At 33.6% G+C, this 17,836-nt stretch carries 16 protein-coding genes; 14 read left to right on the forward strand and 2 right to left on the reverse strand.

The features are described 5' to 3' along the window. Positions 1 to 192: 192 nt before the first annotated feature. From ACHRVL_RS05665 to ACHRVL_RS05715, 11 genes are read left to right on the forward strand one after another with little or no spacing between them, the layout of a single operon-like run. A complete protein-coding gene (locus tag ACHRVL_RS05665) occupies positions 193 to 2,661 on the forward strand; it encodes a hypothetical protein (RefSeq protein WP_395410990.1) in 2,469 nt (822 codons plus the stop codon). Next, entirely contained in the window at positions 2,661 to 5,432 is a 2,772-nt protein-coding gene (locus ACHRVL_RS05670; RefSeq protein WP_395410992.1) for a PKD domain-containing protein, read from the forward strand. The genes ACHRVL_RS05665 and ACHRVL_RS05670 overlap by 1 nt, the downstream gene beginning before the upstream one ends. 2 nt (positions 5,433 to 5,434) lie before the next feature. Beyond that, positions 5,435 to 5,653 (forward strand): hypothetical protein, encoded by a 219-nt coding sequence (locus ACHRVL_RS05675; RefSeq protein WP_395410994.1) that lies wholly within the window; start codon positions 5,435 to 5,437, stop codon positions 5,651 to 5,653. Positions 5,654 to 5,658: 5 nt separating this feature from the next. Further along, positions 5,659 to 6,174, forward strand: a complete 516-nt coding sequence (locus ACHRVL_RS05680; protein WP_395410995.1) for a hypothetical protein — start codon at positions 5,659 to 5,661, stop codon at positions 6,172 to 6,174. 7 nt (positions 6,175 to 6,181) lie between these two features. After that, positions 6,182 to 6,820 (forward strand): hypothetical protein, encoded by a 639-nt coding sequence (locus ACHRVL_RS05685; RefSeq protein WP_395410997.1) that lies wholly within the window; start codon positions 6,182 to 6,184, stop codon positions 6,818 to 6,820. Between the two features lie 13 nt (positions 6,821 to 6,833). After that, positions 6,834 to 9,071, forward strand: a complete 2,238-nt coding sequence (locus ACHRVL_RS05690) for a pyocin knob domain-containing S74 family peptidase (RefSeq protein WP_395410998.1) — start codon at positions 6,834 to 6,836, stop codon at positions 9,069 to 9,071. After that, entirely contained in the window at positions 9,071 to 9,799 is a 729-nt protein-coding gene (locus ACHRVL_RS05695) for a hypothetical protein (protein ID WP_395411000.1), read from the forward strand. The genes ACHRVL_RS05690 and ACHRVL_RS05695 overlap by 1 nt, the downstream gene beginning before the upstream one ends. Before the next feature lie 43 nt (positions 9,800 to 9,842). Next, positions 9,843 to 10,187, forward strand: coding sequence for a hypothetical protein (locus ACHRVL_RS05700; protein WP_395411002.1), 345 nt, complete (start codon positions 9,843 to 9,845; stop codon positions 10,185 to 10,187). A 19-nt stretch (positions 10,188 to 10,206) separates the two neighbouring features. Beyond that, positions 10,207 to 10,500 carry a hypothetical protein gene (locus ACHRVL_RS05705; RefSeq protein WP_370432537.1) on the forward strand — a complete coding sequence of 98 codons (294 nt, stop codon included), beginning with the start codon at positions 10,207 to 10,209 and terminating at the stop codon, positions 10,498 to 10,500. 12 nt (positions 10,501 to 10,512) lie between these two features. Further along, on the forward strand, positions 10,513 to 10,887 hold the full coding sequence (locus ACHRVL_RS05710) for a YcbK family protein (protein WP_395411005.1): 375 nt from the start codon (positions 10,513 to 10,515) through the stop codon (positions 10,885 to 10,887). A 15-nt stretch (positions 10,888 to 10,902) separates the two neighbouring features. Then, positions 10,903 to 11,568: a hypothetical protein gene (locus tag ACHRVL_RS05715; protein ID WP_395411006.1), complete on the forward strand. Its 666-nt coding sequence runs from the start codon at positions 10,903 to 10,905 to the stop codon at positions 11,566 to 11,568. Positions 11,569 to 11,655: 87 nt separating this feature from the next. On the opposite strand, the gene ACHRVL_RS05720 is transcribed toward ACHRVL_RS05715, so the two are convergent. Both ACHRVL_RS05720 and ACHRVL_RS05725 read right to left on the reverse strand, forming a co-directional pair. After that, the gene (locus ACHRVL_RS05720; RefSeq protein WP_395411009.1) at positions 11,656 to 12,507 is read right to left on the reverse strand and encodes a hypothetical protein; all 852 of its coding nucleotides are present in this window, start codon (positions 12,505 to 12,507) and stop codon (positions 11,656 to 11,658) included. Positions 12,508 to 12,583: 76 nt separating this feature from the next. Beyond that, positions 12,584 to 13,744, reverse strand: coding sequence for a tyrosine-type recombinase/integrase (locus ACHRVL_RS05725; RefSeq protein ID WP_395411010.1), 1,161 nt, complete (start codon positions 13,742 to 13,744; stop codon positions 12,584 to 12,586). 124 nt (positions 13,745 to 13,868) lie between these two features. Between ACHRVL_RS05725 and ACHRVL_RS05730 the strand changes: the two genes are divergently transcribed. The 3 genes from ACHRVL_RS05730 (at position 13,869) to ACHRVL_RS05740 (ending at position 17,794) form a co-directional block, all read left to right on the forward strand. Continuing rightward, positions 13,869 to 15,236 (forward strand): DUF1800 domain-containing protein, encoded by a 1,368-nt coding sequence (locus ACHRVL_RS05730; protein ID WP_395411012.1) that lies wholly within the window; start codon positions 13,869 to 13,871, stop codon positions 15,234 to 15,236. Between the two features lie 12 nt (positions 15,237 to 15,248). Further along, a complete protein-coding gene (locus tag ACHRVL_RS05735; protein WP_395411015.1) occupies positions 15,249 to 16,418 on the forward strand; it encodes a DUF1501 domain-containing protein in 1,170 nt (389 codons plus the stop codon). A 536-nt stretch (positions 16,419 to 16,954) separates the two neighbouring features. After that, entirely contained in the window at positions 16,955 to 17,794 is an 840-nt protein-coding gene (locus tag ACHRVL_RS05740) for a prephenate dehydratase (RefSeq protein ID WP_395411017.1), read from the forward strand. Positions 17,795 to 17,836: the final 42 nt, after the last annotated feature.

Consider the following 17,836-nt stretch of genomic DNA (forward strand, 5'->3'; position numbering starts at 1 on the left):
TAGCCAGTAGAAATACTGGCTTTTTTTATGATTTTGTTTTGCTAAAGTTACATAATGTAACCTTTTAAGGTTTAGCATGAAACTACTTTTAAACATTAATTAAAAGTAGTTTTTAAAACTTAAAGTTGAATTATTCAACCATTAAAGTTTTAGGCCAAAACTACTTTTAAGCATTAATTAATAAGTAGTCGAATGGCATCATTAGCTAGTATAAATATTAGGATTTCTGTTGATATGAAACAGTTTTCTACAGATATGCAGAACTCTTTGAGAACTGTTGAAAAAGTAGGAAAACAGTTTCAGGCAGTTGGTCGTAATTTAACTACTTATGTAACGTTGCCGATTTTGGCGGCTGGTGCAGCTTCTTTAAAATTTGCCAGTGATTATACAGAATCTTTAAATAAAGTCGAGGCATCTTTCAAAGGTTCGTCTGCACAGGTAAAAGATTTTGCAAAAACATCCCTAGAAACTTCAGGGATTGCAGAAGGAACTGCATTAGATATGGCGGCGGCTTTTGGAGATATGGCAACAAGTATGGGATTGTCTACAAATCAGGCGGCTAAAATGTCGACTTCTTTGGTTTCGTTAGCTGGTGATTTGGCATCATTTAAAAATATAGGTATAGATCAGGCTAATACTGCATTAACTGCAATATTTACTGGAGAGACAGAATCATTAAAAAAGTTAGGAATAGTAATTACAGAAGTGAATTTAAAGCAATATGCTTTGAATAGCGGAATTAAAAAGAATTTTGATGTAATGTCTCAAGCTGAAAAAGTGCAATTGAGATATAATTATATTCTTTCTGTGACTAAAAATTCGCAAGGTGATTTTCAGCGTACTTCAGGTGAAGCGGCAAATCAAACAAGAATATTTACTGAAAGCTTAAAGCAAGTTGGACAACAGTTGGGAGCGGTTGTTTTGCCTTTATTTATAAAAATGATTACTGCTGTTAATGACAAGATTAAAGCATTTTCAAAATTATCTGAAGGTACTAAAACGGTTATAGTTGTAGTAGCTGGTCTTGTGGCAGTTGTTGGTCCATTGTTATTGGCAATTGGTGGAATACTAGCTGTAATTCCTGCTGTTGTTGCTGGATTCACTTTGATTTCAGCTTCTATTGTTCCGATTTTAGCGGGATTAGCTATTTTATTGGGAGTAATTTTGATTGTTAAAAATGCTTTTTCCGAAACAGCAAAGGCTGTAGTTGAACTTTCAGATTCTCAAAAATTGATTCAAAAAGTAACTGATGAAGCTACTTCGTCAATTGTAGATCAAAAATCACAGCTTGAATTATTACTGATAACAGCTCGAAATGAAAATGAAACTAAGGCAGAACGATTAAAAGCTATTCAAGCTATAAATCGAATTTCGCCTGAATATTTAGGAAATCTTACTTTAGAAAATATTAATACTGATAAAGCACGTATTTCAATTGAAAAATACAATGCGGCTCTTTTGTCAGGTGCTACTGCACGAGCTGCATCCCGTTTGTTAGAAGAGAATCAGGCTAGTAAAATTAAAGCTGGTTTTGAGCGTGAAAAAGCTTTAGCTGATTATAATGAAAAACGTAAAAATGCAATTGCAAAGGGATGGGAAGCTGAAAAAGCATTCTATGAAGAAAATAATCGTTTAATGCAATTTGCTAACGAAGCTTTAGATCGAAAAAATGCTAAGTATGATACTGAAGCTAAAATTCTAACTGAAATATATAATAAAAACAAGGCTAATTTAGAATTGTTGACAGGAGATAAAACTGTTAAGGATAAAACTGCTCCAGTAAAAGAAAAAAAAGCTAAGGCACCAGCTGATATAAGTTCATTAAATATTGATATTAAAGAGCCGATATCAACGGGTACTGCTGAGGCGTATGATGCGGAAATTGCAAAATTAGTTCGATTTCGTGATGAAGTGGCTATAACCGCAGAGCAAGTTAAAAGGGCTAATGATTTGATAAAAGGTGTTGAATTTGCGAAAGCAATCAATTTAGATCCGTCGTCATTAATTAAGTCTGTAGAAACTACAGAAGAAATGATGAAAAGGTTAGTTGTTTCAGTTAGAGGCGCAAAAGAAAGTGTGAGTCTGGAACAACTGCAGATGATTTCAAATGCTCAAGATTTTAATGCAGAATTTAATGATGTTTGGCTTAATACAATAAAAAGTATTGCTGTAGGTTTTGGTGAATTGGTTGGGCAATTTGCTCAAGGAGGTTTATCAATAGCAAACATTGGAAACTTGTTTTTAACTTCATTAGCTGACATGGCTATTCAGGTTGGTAAAATTGCAATTGAGACTGGTGTTGCTGTTTTAGCAATAAAAGTGGCTTTAAAATCATTGAATCCTTATGTTGCTATAGCAGCTGGAGTTGCGCTTGTTGCTCTAGGTACTTTAGCAAAATCACAGTTAAGTAATGCTGGTAAAACTCAAGCGTTTGCAAATGGGGGAATTGTTAGCGGAACTTCGTATTATGGTGATAAAATTTTAGCTAGAGTAAATTCAGGTGAAATGATTGCTAATTCAGATCAGCAAAAAAGAATTTGGAATTCTATGTCTGCAGGATCAAGCGTAAATGTAACGGTTGGTGGTGGGTTTGAACTAGATGGGAATAAATTGAAGTTGGTTCTTGATAGAACTGATAAACGTAATTCAAGAGTAGGATAATGAATTCGTATTATATTGACATAATAGACCAGGAACTTAATCAAAGCCACTTTATTATTGAAAAAACATCAAGGGCTGGTGTTGTTCTTGCGTGGAACGGTGGAGATGCAAAAGATAATCTTTCTGTTGTCGGATCGTCATTAGAATTTGATATAGCACATAATGAGTTAGTAGATGCTAAGTTTATTAATTTTTTCACAGGCAATGAAATTCGTTTTAGTGTAGAATTACGTAATCAAAGTGATGATGCTTTATTATGGAAAGGTTTTCTAATTCCTGATACATATTCAGAACCGTACACTAATAGCGTGACTTTTGTAAAAATAACAGCATCTTGTGGACTTGGTCGTTTAAAAGGAAAATACCTTCCTGAAGATTATTACCGAGATGAAAAAAGTGTTGTTGATATATTGTGTAAATGTTTGAGTTTAACAAGTCTTGGTTTAAATGTTTTTTTTAATCCGGCAATTGAAAATTCAATACAAAAAGACTGGGATCAAATTTATTTAGATACATCTTTGTTTTATACAGATTCAGCTAAAAAAAAGAAACAAGATGCTTATTCGGTTTTAGAAGATATTTTGAAAGATACATTGTGTGTTTGTTATCAAGCAGATAACCGTTGGAACATTGAAGGGTTAAATAAAAGACACGTTAGAACTTCGAAATCAAAATTGTATGACATCGAAGGGAATCTTTTGACTGAAATTGATGATAAGAAGTTGCTTAAAAGAATTACTTCTTTGGTAACTCCAACAATTACGATGGTACCTCCGTATAATCTTATAACAGTAAGTCATGAAAGAAAGCCGCAGGCATTTCCAGTAACAATTGATAAAGAGAGTAATGAGGGCTGGTCTGTTGTTGCGGGCGTAATAGGTGAAATTTATGCTACAGATTGGAGCGGTAATGCTGATTTTTATTGTGAAGCTTATTCTCCTAATTATATTAATTCTATAAAAAAAGAATATTACGTACCTGCATTTGGTGATATTCCTGTAGTTACTCCGTTTGATGAAACTAAGTTTATAAGCTTAAAAAACAAAATTTATTTGTATCAATATCAAAAAGTTGTTATTAAGGCTGAGTTTACAATAATTAAGTACGATAAAGAAATGACTGGTATTTTACCTGGTGCTTATTTGAATCCTTTATTGTATCAATTTTTATTGAATGATGAAACAGTTTTTTCAAATCATAAAGCAGTTGTTCCTGAAAATGAGGTCTTATTGTTTGATGAAGGAAAAGCAGAATTAAATTTTGAGTGGATTGTTCCTTTTGATGGGTTGCTGGATGTTAAGTTATGGCGCCCTGGTGATCCAATTTATCAAACTAATATTGAAGGGTTTGAAATAACGAAACTCGAAATATCCCCGGTAGCTTTTGAAGAGCAATTTATTGTTACTGATGTCATTACCGATGAGTTTACCGTTGACAAAGAAATTGAATTGACCTATTCTGATGATGATTCAGCTTTTAGTAATTCGTTTCGATTGGCAAAATTAAATGAAGCTAATTTGGTTTTTAATACAATTTTAATTCCTGTTTTGTATTCTTTTTCACAGAATGGGAATTTTTATTCGGTAGTCAATTTAAAAGGAGCGAATCTGATAAAGGACAATATTAATACGGTTGTTTATAATGGTGATGTGTTGGAAAATGTAGAAGTGATTTACAATTATATGTCTACAGAGGAAATGGTTGTAAAGACAGATTTTGAAATATCATCAGGTAATTTTTCAGTAAACGTTTATAAGAATAATGATGTTTTAGGTGGTCGTAATTCATGGCTTCAATGGACGGATTCCGTTTATAAGATCGAAACTGACCGCTATCAAAAAACAGTCTGTAACGTTATAAGAAGAATGTTTGCTGAAGCATCTGAAAAGTTAGATGTTGTGGCGCTCAATGCTGTTAAGTTTAATGATTTGATATTGTTTCATTATGTAAATGATAAGCAATTTGTGGTTACTAATTGTTCGTGGAATTTAGATGAAAATAAAACGACGCTTATCCTTGCAAGAAGTATTTATCGTGATTCAGGAGATTCAGGAGAAAACCCTGAAAATATACCTCCTATTGTCAATGCTGGTCCTGATATAATTTTAGAGAATGATCAAAAATCTATAGAGATAACTGCTGTTGCTTATGATGTTGATGGTTCTATTGTTTCTCAGCAATGGACAAAAACGCTGGGAGGTTTTGGTGATATTATTGTATCTCCAAATCAGCTTTCTACTAAACTTGAAAATTTAACTGAAGATCAGTATCAATATAAAATTGAGGTTAAAGATAATGATGGTGCAACGGCGGTAGATATGATTTCTATTGTTAGAAGAAAAAATTACAATGTTTTCTTAGATGAAATTTTAGCTGAAGGAAATGAGGGTACAGAGAGAATTCATTTTCAATACAAGTTTAGAATTGATCCAAATGTAGATCCTTCATTTAATCTTCTTTTAGTCGGAAGAGCGATGTTGTCAAATTATAATCAAAATGATGCGTCGTTTAAGATATTTAAAAATGGCGTTAAAATATTTGAGTATAATTTGGCTTTAGGGTGGGCTTACCAGGAACCTAATTTTGAAATTGGTTATATATCTACAAGTGAAATCGTATTTGATATTAATCAAGCTGGTCGTTTTCCTGCTATTCATTTTGGGAGTTCTTATGTTTTTATTAATGAAATTAAATTTATAACAGGTGCTGGAAATATTGTTGGTCTTCCGTTAGTTGGATGGCCGGTTCCTAATCCTTTTATAACACCTTAATCATGGCAAAAAATGTACAAAGAATAGGAGTAGGGAATAGAAGATTTCCTGGCATAAATGAAAATGTAGGGATTTCAGAACCAGGAATATTCACATTCGATAGTACAACGGTAACTTTTGATAGTATAGTTGATATGTTCGATTTTGATATTGTACAGCTTCCTCCTGAAATTAAAAGAGATTATAAAGAAGTTGATTATTCAGAACCTGATTATAAGTAAAGATTATGGCAGATATTACAGAGAATGAAGTAAGACAGTTTATTGCAGAGAATCTTCAGGATGCGTCAGATATACCAGCGCTTCGTCATAGGGCGGTTGAGAATAAAATAATGGATTATGTTTCGCAGGAAATAGGTAAGGTGGTTAAGTCTAAAGAGTTGTTTCTTGAATCTTTTACAGTAGATCGAAATTATTCCATTTCTACAGGCTTACCTGCAAATTCTGTTATCGGCTGTGTGATTGCGATGTTGGTATGTAAAAATTCTAATAATGGATTTGCAGCAGGAGAAACTGTTACAGCTCCGACGCCATATCCTACTGACAGCGGTAGAACAGCAGCGCAGGGTATAGGGGTTCAGTTTAACAATTTAAGTGTTGATTCTGTTAAGGTGATGGTGAATGATCAAATAACGATTATGACGGCTTATAATTCGACATCAGGGGCATCTGCAAATAATGTGATAATAGGAGGGGCAGGAACTGCGGACTGGAATATAAAATTAATTGTTCTTTATAAATAAGAAAGATATGCTACAGGATATATTTATAGGAAATGCTCCAAACGATAAAACAGGAACACCTGCACGACAAGCTGGTCAAATTATTAATGCGAATTTTACTTATTTAAACAGTAGAATTACAAGTATTCAAAGTCCTGATGCTGTTTTGAAAAGAGGCAACATAGAGACCAGTATTTTAAATGTACACGTTGATGCTGACGCTTTTGAATGGCGAATTGCACAAGTTGAGTTCTTGGACAATCCTGTATATGATATTGTTTTAGATGCAGCGACTGATGGTTATTATCGAAAAGATGTTTTGCTTGGTAATAATACAGGAGGTTACAATATTTTTAAAGGTGATGAAGATCCTACTTCAGCAACTGAACCAAATTTATTTCCAAACGGAACGATAAAGCTTGGTGTTATTGATGTCTATGGGGCAGTTATTACAGGTTCCAATGTTGATGGAAATGATATTATTCAATATTTAATGTTGAAACATGTGGCTAAAGGAGTTGGTAATGGTGTTCTTGATAAAGAAGAACCTGGCGACATCTTCGAAGGCTGGAAAGATGCCACTACATACTGGACGCGTGCGATATGGAATGGCGGCGACAGAAGTGACAGAGCTAACTACACACCAATAGTAGAAGTAGAAATTTAAATAAAATATAAACATGAAAAAACTAATATTCTTTTTTGCGTTAATCACGCAAGGAGCTTTTGGGCAAATAAACACTTCCATAGTAAAAGCGGGTAAGTATCAAATGAACATTCCTGATTTGGGAGCGAAAAAAGATAGTGCTGTGGTTTGGGATGGAACGTCAAAACTTATGAAATTTTTGCCTGTTTCGCAATTGAAAGCAGTTACCAATCTTGACTTTACAGCAACTCCAACGGGTGGAACAGTTTTTTCGTCTACTGGTAATGATGCCGTTATTCCATTGGCTACAACGACAAATGCTGGTTTATTTGGTCCAACTGAGAAAACTAAACTTAATGGAGTGGCTACTGGAGCAACAGCTAATGATACAGATGCGAATTTAAAGAACCGTGCTAATCATACAGGAACACAACCTATTTCGACTGTAACAAGTTTACAAGCTTCTTTAGATACAAAAGTGGACAAGGTAGCGGGCAAAGGACTATCTACTGAAGATTATACAACTGCCGAAAAAACAAAGCTTGCTGGTATTGCCAGTGGAGCTACTGCCAACAGTACAGATGCTCAGTTACGCGATAGATCTACGCATACAGGTACGCAGGCTATTTCTACAGTTGTAGGATTACAGTCCGCAATAGATTCTAAAATCAATCTTTCCTTGATTGGAGTAAATAACGGTGTTGCTCCATTGGATACAGGTGGCAAGGTTCCCTTTTCAGTTCTTCCTGCATCACTTATGATTTACAAAGGAATGTTTAACGCAGCAACAAACACACCTACACTTTCAGACGCAACTGGAGTTATTGGATGGGTTTACAAGGTAAGTGTTGGCGGAACTATTAATTTAGGATCAGGAAACCTGACGCTTTTAGCTGCTGATTTCTTGATTCATAACGGCACCAAATGGGAAAGATCGGCTGGCACAGATAATGTTGTAAGTGTAAACGGTCAACAGGGAATTGTAGTTTTAAATACTTCACATATAGCCGAAACTACAAATAAAAATTATCAAACTGATGCACAAAAATTATACAATGACGCTACTAGCTCTATTCAAACTCAACTTAATGGAAAACAGGTAGCGGGAAGTTATGAACCAGCATTTTCAAAAAACACAGCTTTTAATAAGAATTTCGGAACAACGGCTGGAACGGTTGCAGAGGGAAACGATTCCCGTATAAACAATGGTCAAACGGCATATACTTGGGGAAATCATGCAAGCAAATATGTTTTGAATGATACAAGTCCTAGGACAGACCCTAATGCACAATTACAAAGTAGTTCGTACAGGTTCGATCCAAATGCTAATAACCCAACAAATCATCATTATTCTATTTCTACCTTCGGAAATAATGGCAATATATCAGCACAGTTAGCCGTTAGACTTTCTCAGGGTGACGCTTATACGAGGTCTTATGATGCATCATGGTCTACTTGGAGAAAACTACTTAATGACGTAAACTTTAGTTCATATTCTCCTACTCTAACAGGAGGGGGAGCAACGGGTACATGGGGAATCAACATTAGCGGGAATGCTAGTAGCGCAACGAATTGGGGAGGTGCGCCAGCAGATTTTAGCTCTTTCGGAAGCACATTTAACCAAGTTGTTGGACGAGATAATGGGGGACAGATAAAGCCGTACACCGACAATCAGCTTAAAACGTTCTTAGGTTTAGGATCAAACGCTTATACTTCAACCGCTTATTTGCCATTAACAGGAGGGACTTTAAGCGGAACAACTTGGGGAGCTACAGAAAACACTTCATTTTCTTGGGACTTAGGCACATCTAGGAGGTTGGGATTTGTAAAGAAGGCTGGATTTCAACCAATGTTAGCATATGGTAATTCTGATTCGTTTATTATATCTGAGAGCAATGGTGCAAATACTGATGCAGGAAACTCTTTTATAAATAGATTGGTAATTGCAAATGGGGGTAACGCAACTTTTTCAGGAACAGTAACAGCAAGCGGCGGTTTTTTCAATTCAGATTTAAGATTAAAAAATATCATTAAAAGAGACGGTGACGTTGTTTACTTCACTTGGAACGATAGAAGAGACTTAAAAACACATATAGGCTACATAGCACAAGAAGTACAAAAAACTAATCCCGATCAAATTCAAGTAGGAAGTGACGATAAAAAAACTCTATCTGTTAACTATGTAGAGATATTAGTCGAAAAAATTAGAGCCTTAGAAAAAAGAATTTCTATTCAAGACAAGAAAATTAAACAACTTCAAAAACGTAAATAATGAGATATATTTTAATACTCTGGTCGTTTATTTCATTCGGTCAGTCACCCAACCAAATGGTTTCGTTTACACAAGCTCAGTCGCTTGGTTTTTCTCTTAATAGCGGGCAATCTCATGTGACCTCAAATCAATGTATGACTAAAAGTGATGCATTGACAAAGTATAACTTAAACGCTTCTAACATGAGTAGTTTTGCCAATAACCAACTTGTGCCAAGGAACAACTGGGCAACTGGTGTTGTTGGTAATTATTTTGATTGTGTGGTAAATGACCACGGAGAAAGTGCAACATGTCAAAATGCTTTTATAGAAGAACCTTTGTATAGTTCTGCATCTTCTTTAGCTGTAGGTGTTTCTGTATTCTTTGATACTCAACTAACAACTCCAGCACTGGCAATGAACTATAAATATAGAACCTTAAATAAATTAGTATCTGTAAATAGCTCAGGAGTAATCTCATCAATTACTGATTGTGTTCCAAGTTATACATGGAACGGAAAAAGAGGCAATTTATCATGTATAGGTGGTCAGGTTGCTTTAATAAATCAAGTAAATGTAACGGTTTATACATCGAATTCTACCTTAGATGTAAATGTTCTTTTATACAATGATGCAGGATTAACGCAACCTTATACATTAAGTAGTTATGTTATGGTAGGAAATAGAATTTTTTCGGTGAATGGAAGCGGTATGATTACCTCGATAGAATTCGTGGGCGATCCTTGTTAAAAGGATTAATAAACAAACTTATATAATTAATTCAAATAGTATTATGAACAAATTTTTAAACCTAGTCTTAGGTACAACTGATGTGCCAACATATTTAGCAGGCTTGATCTTCGCATTAATTGGCTTGGCATTTTACTTCTATGGGAAAGTAAAAAAAAGAAATGCACTTTCAGAAGCTACTCCTGAGAAATTTTCAATTAAGTTCTTATTGCAAGATAACTTGGTAGATATTGTTTTTTCGTTATTAGCCATCTTCTTGGCTTTGAGATTCTCAGTTGAATATGCTGGCGTTGAAGTTACAATGTTTTATGCGTTGGGCATTGGGTGGGGATTGCCTAAGTTCATCGCTTATATGTATTCTTTTCAAGAAAAAGCGAGAGATAATTAACAACTAAAAAGAGTGAGTTATGACGGCTGAAGAAAAAACTGAATTTAAAAAAATGGAGCATAGCGTAAGTCAAATTGAGAAAGATGTAGCCGTTATTAAATCTGCCATATTAGGGAATCCTTTATCTGGTGAAAAAGGATTGGCTGGTAGAATAGATGTACTAAATGCAAAGCAAGAAATATTAGAACAGCGCATTGAAACTCTTACAGAAGAAAAAGTTAAAAACACGGTTTACATTAAAATTATCACATGGCTATCAGCTGTTATTGGCGCTGGCATTTTTGGATTAATGTTTAACTATTTAAAAAAATAAAAGAACGTAATTATGCAATTAACAAAAAACTTTAAAAGCGAAGAATTTGATTGTAAAGATGGGACCGCCGTACCAATTAAATATATGAATAATTGTAAAGAAGTAGCCGAGAATCTTCAGGTGCTTAGGGATTACTTAGGTGTACTGGTTACAATTACTGGTTCTGGATATCGAACTCCTACACACAATGCTAAAGTTAAAGGAGCTAAAAACAGCCAGCATTTAACATGCTCCGCTGCAGATATTAATGCGAAGGGATACACGCCTAAACTGCTTGCTGTGAAAATTGAAACTCTTATTAAAGAGGGAAAAATGAAACAGGGAGGGCTAGGTATTTATCCGAATTTCGTTCATTATGATATTCGAGGAACTAAAGCAAGGTGGTAATTTAAATATTATATTATGTCTATTAATTTATATCATCCATCAATAAAAGAGACTCTTAAATATTTAGGTTGGATTCTTCTGTTTATTTTATTATGGTTTAAAGGCTGTTCTACTCAAAAAGATTCGTCAGAGTTAGTTAAAGTAAAAGTGCCAGAGGTCAAAGCAGATTTTGAAACAAAAAAACCTGATCAGAAACCAATTATTTTAACTGAAAAAGGAGCTACTATTTATAAAGAAGCTACTGTTTATTTAGACAATCCTTTGAATGCAAAACTTCTTCAGGAAAATGAAAAACTGAAAGTGGAGTATTTAAAAATGAATGATTCTCTAAAGGCAGCAACTTATGAAAAGGCAATTGAATTAAATCAGTTTTCCTCAAAGTTTGAGGATGAGAATTTACTTTTAAATATTAATGGTATTGTTCGTGGCGAAGTTCAAGAAATAACTCCCAGTTACACTATTAAATCAAAAGAAATTTCCGCTCAGATAAAACAAAAAGAAACAGCATTTCGATTGCTTGGAGGTGTGGAACTTGGAAATAATCTCCAATTAAATAATTTCAATGTTAAAGGAAATTTGATGTTGCAAAATAAAAAAGGAAATATTATTTCAGGATCTTTCGATACACAACAAAATATTTGGATAGGTTATAACGCGACAATATTCAATGTGAAAAAATAGATTTTTTTATATTTGGTTTAGTTAGTTGAAAAAGCGGTTCAGAGATGGATCGCTTTTTTGTTTTTCTTATTCTTGGTCGTGGGTTTACTATCCATTCCACTTTCCTTTAAACTTATTTTTGCTAATCTTCTGTATATCTGTAATGGTTAATGCACGACCTAGAGTTGATAAAGAAAAAGACTTTAAGTTTACATCTAATCCAGGACCGAGTCCAGCATCATACAGATCTGCTTGAAGACCGCCAATCCCCCACCGTTGAGCAAAACGAAAATCTATTTCAAAAGTGACATCACATTTTTCAAAATCTAAAAGTGATGTTGAAGAATAGTTTGTTGTAATGTTTTCAGTAAACAAATTTATGCCATTGAATTGTAATTCATTTTGTGCTGTTGCTAATTTAAAAGCATTAGGTATTTGTACTGTATTGAATCCAAAAAGTTGCATAGGAGTTTGTGAAAATATTATTTCCATAGACTTTGTGCCTTTTTTAAATATAAGCTTTAAAATTATCTGCGCGTTCCTTAACTTGTCAATTCTTTCTATTGAATTTTGATTAATAATTGGTAGCATATTACCATTTATTCTGCTTGCGGTTGATAAAAGTGATAGTTCGTCATCTGTTGTTTCGATATTTGAAAATATGGTTAATGTAAATTGTTTAGGTATAGGATTATTTATTCTTCGCAAGCTTTTAATCTGGATTTGGGCATTTTTCTGTAACTCACTTTGAAGTTTAATTATTGTGTCGGATTTTTGGTTTATTGCGTTGGATTTATTGATTATTGTTTTCTGCGCTTCTATTAAGCTATCTGTTTTGGCTTTAATTTCTATGTCTTTTTTTCCATTCTGAATCACAGAATTAATCGAAAGTCCTACGGTTACTAGTGCACCTAGACAAATAAAAAATATCTCCCACATTGTTTTTGTTGTTATTTTCATTAATTATTTTCTGAACCTAGATCCAATATTAAAGATGTATTTTGGTTTTGTTTTCTGCAATATTATGGTATATTATTTAAAAATCGGGTGATTTTTCCATTATCTGCTTTCGGTTAATCTCTTTTACCACTTTTGCATATCTAAGTGTCATCATTTTTGAAGTGTGACCATAGAGTTCTCGAAGAGCATCTAATTCAACTCCGGCAAGTATTTTTTTATTAGCTCCTAGGTGTTTTAATGAGTACATATTTACATTTATTTTTAGTCCGTTGATAACTAGCTTTCTCCATAATTTTGAGGCGCAATCTCGGTTTAGTTTACGTGGACCAGGAATAAAGTCTAATTCTTTTTTTAATCCACGATTTGTATGTTCGCGATTTGATCCGAAAACGTAATGTTCTTGATTGTGTTTTGAAAGGTTCATTTCTTCGAAGTGTATTTTTAAAAACGGATTTATGGGAACAATTCTTTCTATATCTGTTTTTGTGATTTCAGGAGGTAATATTATTTGAGATTTCTCTAAATTAATCATTTTTATTTGAATGTTTAGGAGTTCTTGAGGTCTTATTCCGGTATGAAAAATCGATATTATGTAAGCGTAAAAACTTGGAAATTCTGAAATGATTTTTTCTTTAATTAGTTTTACTTCTTCGTCGTTTGCTGGTTTGAATCCCATAATTTCTCCAACTTTTAAGGATCTTATTCCATGTGCTGGATTGTTTTCTATGATATCCCACTGCATCAATTCAGAAAGAATTGCTTTTAGATATCCTAAGTTTTTGTTGAATGATTTATTTGACCATTTCCGTTGCTGCATGGTTTTTTCAAGAATCAATTTTATGTGTATCCGTTTGGTCTCTACGATTAGGAGGTTTTTGGTGTTTGTAGGAGTTAAGGCGTTCTTGATAAATTTAACCGTGCTTTCATATCCGCACATGGTTTTTTTGCCTATATGGGGTCTTTTCTTTTCGATTGCAAAATCTAGTGCTTCACTAAATGTCATGGAGCTGAAGGTGTTTACAATGTCGGGAACGTTTGGATTCCAGCCGTTTTTTAGCTTGTCATGTAAAACGTCTCTAATTGAATTGGCTTCAATCAGTCTTTTTTTATAATTGTTGATGTAATTGATTCCGAATTTATAGCGGAAAAGTTTGCTATTGTATCTAAAATAGACAAACCAAGGCTTTGAAAGATCGTCATACTTGACAACCTTTGGAGCGGTGTAAATTGATTTCATTTTAATTTGTTTTAAAATTAAAATGCTTGCGGGAGTGTTAAATCAATTATTTACTAAATCTGTTCACTTTTTGTTCTCTTTTTTCGACTTATTTTTATAAAGCCCTGATTATCAGGGCTTTATAGTGGAATCGCCGGGAATCGAATCCGCTGCAATAGAAAAATTAGGATTAGAAAAATTTCTAAAACATTCCTATAGTTCAAAATTTGACACGCAGCTTCCTGCTTTTTTAAATGACGATCCCAAAACATTATTAGAACTCAAAGAACTTCGGGAATCTTTAAAAAACTTTAATTCAGAAGAAAAAAAGAAAGCCCTTAAAAAAGAAATCTATTCCGCAGTTGAACTAAAAAAATGGTGGATTTCTAAAATGCGAAATGACGAATTTCCATTACGTGAAAATATGGTCTGCTTTTGGCACAATCATTTCGTTTCCACTTCTCAAAAAGTAAAAGTCAATTACTGGATTTACCAACATAATATGATTTTGCGCGAACACGCTTTCGGGAATTTCAAAGAACTGACCAAGCAAATCATAAAATCGAATGCAATGGTGAAATACCTTGATAATGTCGATAATAAAAAAGGGAAATATAATGAAAATTTAAGTCGTGAATTACTCGAATTATTCACGATCGGAATTGGAAATTATACCGAAAGCGACATTAAAAATGGAGCAAGAGCTTTGGCAGGATTAAACTATGGAGACGATGGTGCAGTCTACAGGCGTTTTGCTGAAGATAATAGTGATAAAACTTACTTTGGGAAAACCGGAAACTGGAAAGCAGATGATCTGGTTGATATTATTTTTGAGCAGAAAAACATCCCTTATCTCATCACTCGAAAAATACTAGAATGGTTTATTTATGATAATCCGTCAGAAGATTTGGTTACCTATTATGGCGATTATTTTAGAAAAGTAAAGTTTGAAATTCAGCCTTTATTAACTAAAATTTTTACTGAAGAATACAAAAAGGAAAATTCAGGAACAAAGATCAAAGATCCTCTGATTTATATTCTGCAGCTTTTGGATGAATTACATATCGATGATCTGGACGATGCTATGATTCTGTTTTTTCTCAAGCAGCAAGGAATGGATTTGTACAATCAAGTAAATGTGAAAGGATGGGACGGTGGAAATTCCTGGCTGACTTCACAAATTTATTTGCAGCGCAACAATACATCCGATTTGCTTTGCAGCGGAAGAAGTATTACCAGAAAAATATTGAATACGATGACCGCTGGTAACGAAAAACCAAAATCAGAATTTGAAAAGTTAGATATAAAAATAGACTATGATTCGAACGGAAATAATAAAACGATTATAGCTGAATTGTCGGACAGATTGTTGTTTAATGTAAACGATACCATGCAAAAAGATATGGAGAATTTGCTGAAATATGATTTTGATCCAAAAGAAACGCACGCCAATTTCGCTGTAATAAGACTCTTTGATTACATTACAAAACTACCCGAATATCAATTAATTTAGAAAACTGCGGTTATGAACAGAAGAAATTTTCTAACGCTTACGGGAACTTTTACTGGCGGAATGCTGGTGCTTCCTGATTTTTTACATGCTTTTGGCTCGCAGAATAATTTGGTAATCGGTGAGCAATGTATAGTGTTTGTACAATTGAATGGAGGAAATGACGGTTTAAATAGTTTTATTCCGTATGATAATCCGTTGTATTATGATTTGAGAACAAAAATTGCTTTGAGTAAAGATGAGGTTATTGGTAAAAATAAAGGAATGGCGTTTCATCCATCCTTGAAAGATTTTGCTCAAATGCAGCAAAACGGAGATTTAACCGTAATTCAGAATGTTGGATATCCTGAACCTGTGCGATCCCATTTTCGCAGTCAGGAAATTTGGCAGACTGCAGCAGATTCTAATAAATATATTAATGAAGGCTGGTTAGGGCGTTATCTAGATTTGCAATGTAACGGACATCAAGCAACTGCGGGAATAAATTTGGATTCGATCGATAATCTGGCTTTAAAAGGAATGGAGCCAAATTCAATAACCGTAAAAGATCCAAACCGATTTAAAGTAAAATCAGATAAAGAAGAGAATGTAACCTTGTCAGACAATCCGCAATTGGATTTTGTTCGAAAAATCGCCAATTCCGTTACCGAAGGTTCAGATGAAATTCAGAAAGCATTAGCAAAATCAAAATCTGAAATTAGTTATCCAAAAACAGAATTATCCAAAAATCTAGAATGGATTGGGCGATTGATAAAAGGAAATCTGAATTCAAAAGTTTATTACACTTCGCTTGGCGGATTTGATACGCATGACAATCAACTTGCCATACACGAGAAAAAATTAACTGATTTAAATGATTCGTTATATAGTTTTTATCAAGATTTGAAACAAGCACAATTATTGCAAAATGTTACAGTAGTTGTTTTTTCGGAATTTGGAAGACGAGTAAAAGATAATGGAAACGGAACAGATCATGGAACCGCTGCGCCGATGTTTATAATTGGAGGAAATAATAAAGGAACGATTTTAGGGAATAATCCCGATTTGTTTAATTTGGATAATGGCGATTTAAAATATGAGATTGATTTTAGAAGTGTTTATGCATCATTATTACAACAAAAAATGAATTTCGATTATTCTAAAATTGGGATTTCGAATAAACCAGTTTCGGGATTGTTTACGTAATCGCAATCTTGTCATTTCGACTGAAAGGAGAAATCACACGCGGAACTCCGTATAGAAATTCGCCAATCTTTGTCGACAAACTAGTGTGATTTCTCCTTTCAGTCGAAATGACAAAAACACTCAGTAATCTGTGAAATTAGATTTTAGAACCACAAATATTTGTGCTAATTTGTGAAATTCGAGGCAGAAAACCTTAGAACCTTAGCATCTCAGAACCTCAAAACCTCAATTTAATATTCTCATTTTAAACGGATATTTTTATATTATCATACAAAACATCATAAATTTGTTAAGAAATTCCTTTTTGTTTCATAAAATGCAATCTTTTTTTTGGTGCAGTAAAAATAATTTATACATTCGCAGAGAATTTATTTAAAAACACAAACAAAATGGCAAGTAACCGTTTTTATTTTAGCAACTCTTTTTATTTCTTCTTTAGTAGAAGTGAGGATTGTGCTATGGTTATTTGAGAAAATTTTAAGACAAATAAAACTAATATACAATCCTGATGCAAATCAGGATTTTTTTTTGAATATATGACAACGAAAATTGCAATACAAGGTATCAAAGGTTCTTTTCATCATCAGGTTGTAAAGGAGTATTTCTCTGAAAATGTGGAAATTGATGAATGTTTGTCTTTTGAAGAATTGATCGACAGTCTGCTTTCAGGAAAATCTGATCAGGCAGTTATGGCAATTGAAAATTCGATTGCTGGGCCAATTATTCCGAATTATGCTTTGATTGATAAGAATAATTTACACATCATTGGAGAGCATTATTTAAATATTCAGCAGAATTTAATGGCTTTAAAAGGTCAGAAAATTGAAGATATAAAAGAAGTTCATTCGCACCCAATGGCACTTTTGCAGTGTATGGATTTTTTGAAACAATATCCAAATATCAAATTGGTTGAGGATAAAGATACAGCTGAAACAGCAAGAAGAATTCAGGAAAAACAATTAACTGGAATTGCAGCAATTGCAAGTGTAACGGCTTCTGAAATGTACGATTTGGATATTATTGCATCATCAATTCAAACGATTAAAAATAATATGACTCGTTTTGTAATCATTAAAAAGCAAAATTCATTTTTGCCAGAAAGCGAGATCAACAGAGCCTCTGTAAAATTTGAATTAGATCATAAAAGAGGGAGTTTAGCGGCGGTTTTAAATGTAATGAGCGACTGCAAACTGAATTTGACAAAAATCCAGTCGCTTCCAAAAATTGAAACACCTTGGAAATATTCATTCTTCGTAGATGTAACATTCGAGAAATACGAAGATTTTGCAAAAGCCAAAGCGTTATTAAATATAATGGCAGAATATTTCAAAGTGTTGGGAGAATATAAAAACACAAAACCTCTTAGTGAGTCATAAGGTTGGAAAGTCGAAAGTCTTAAAGTCCAAAATAGAAAGTTT

The organism is Flavobacterium sp. FlaQc-28, from assembly GCF_044007415.1.
Classification (GTDB): Bacteria; Bacteroidota; Bacteroidia; order Flavobacteriales; family Flavobacteriaceae; genus Flavobacterium.

Bases quoted from the DNA above. Each gene is read 5' to 3' on its own strand.
- ACHRVL_RS05740 (WP_395411017.1), top strand. From the start codon at position 16,955: ATGACAACGAAAATTGCAATACAAGGTATCAAAGGTTCTTTTCATCAT.
- ACHRVL_RS05670 (WP_395410992.1), top strand. From the start codon at position 2,661: ATGAATTCGTATTATATTGACATAATAGACCAGGAACTTAATCAAAGC.
- ACHRVL_RS05720 (WP_395411009.1), bottom strand. From the start codon at position 12,507: ATGAAAATAACAACAAAAACAATGTGGGAGATATTTTTTATTTGTCTA.
- ACHRVL_RS05675 (WP_395410994.1), top strand. From the start codon at position 5,435: ATGGCAAAAAATGTACAAAGAATAGGAGTAGGGAATAGAAGATTTCCT.
- ACHRVL_RS05665 (WP_395410990.1), top strand. From the start codon at position 193: ATGGCATCATTAGCTAGTATAAATATTAGGATTTCTGTTGATATGAAA.
- ACHRVL_RS05725 (WP_395411010.1), bottom strand. From the start codon at position 13,744: ATGAAATCAATTTACACCGCTCCAAAGGTTGTCAAGTATGACGATCTT.
- ACHRVL_RS05685 (WP_395410997.1), top strand. From the start codon at position 6,182: ATGCTACAGGATATATTTATAGGAAATGCTCCAAACGATAAAACAGGA.
- ACHRVL_RS05695 (WP_395411000.1), top strand. From the start codon at position 9,071: ATGAGATATATTTTAATACTCTGGTCGTTTATTTCATTCGGTCAGTCA.
- ACHRVL_RS05705 (WP_370432537.1), top strand. From the start codon at position 10,207: ATGACGGCTGAAGAAAAAACTGAATTTAAAAAAATGGAGCATAGCGTA.
- ACHRVL_RS05735 (WP_395411015.1), top strand. From the start codon at position 15,249: ATGAACAGAAGAAATTTTCTAACGCTTACGGGAACTTTTACTGGCGGA.
- ACHRVL_RS05710 (WP_395411005.1), top strand. From the start codon at position 10,513: ATGCAATTAACAAAAAACTTTAAAAGCGAAGAATTTGATTGTAAAGAT.
- ACHRVL_RS05680 (WP_395410995.1), top strand. From the start codon at position 5,659: ATGGCAGATATTACAGAGAATGAAGTAAGACAGTTTATTGCAGAGAAT.
- ACHRVL_RS05700 (WP_395411002.1), top strand. From the start codon at position 9,843: ATGAACAAATTTTTAAACCTAGTCTTAGGTACAACTGATGTGCCAACA.
- ACHRVL_RS05690 (WP_395410998.1), top strand. From the start codon at position 6,834: ATGAAAAAACTAATATTCTTTTTTGCGTTAATCACGCAAGGAGCTTTT.
- ACHRVL_RS05715 (WP_395411006.1), top strand. From the start codon at position 10,903: ATGTCTATTAATTTATATCATCCATCAATAAAAGAGACTCTTAAATAT.